The sequence below is a fragment of the Bradyrhizobium sp. NBAIM08 genome (genome assembly GCF_020193935.1).
GTDB lineage: Bacteria > Pseudomonadota > Alphaproteobacteria > Rhizobiales > Xanthobacteraceae > Bradyrhizobium > Bradyrhizobium yuanmingense.
The window spans coordinates 1-386 of sequence record NZ_JADYVR010001266.1 but is presented as its reverse complement, the minus strand read 5'-3'; the positions used below and the strand labels follow the sequence as shown (position 1 = coordinate 386).

Genomic DNA, 386 nt, shown 5'->3' with positions numbered 1-386 from the left:
ATTCCCGTCAGCACGATCTTCGCCTTCGGCGCCTTTTGACGGCAGGCATCGACGATCGCCATTACGCCGCGTGCCACCTCGTCCGCCCTGGCTCCGGCTCCGACGTTGTTCGTGCCCGCGAGGATCACGATCGCCTTCGGGTTTACGTCGTCCAACTCGCCGTTCTTCACACGCCACAGGATGTTCTGCGTCGAGTCCGCGCCCCAGCCGAAGTTGCCCGCGTTCCAGCCGTAGAAGTTCGCTTTCCAGTTCTCGAGGAAAGAGGCGTAGGCAGCGTCGCTCGTGCCCCAGCGGCGGGTAATCGAGTCGCCCAGGAAGTACAGGTCGATGCCGCCCGTCCTCGCCTTTTGGAGCAACTGCTGGTGCGCCAGCATGGAGTTCTGGTC

At 63.5% G+C, this 386-nt stretch carries 1 protein-coding gene; it reads right to left on the bottom strand.

What is annotated here, in order from left to right; all coding sequences use genetic code 11:
- Positions 1–374, bottom strand: a 374-nt coding sequence (locus I6F37_RS44455) for a GDSL-type esterase/lipase family protein (RefSeq protein ID WP_225155051.1), incomplete at its 3' end; no start/stop codon positions are given.
- Positions 375–386 lie beyond the last annotated feature (12 nt).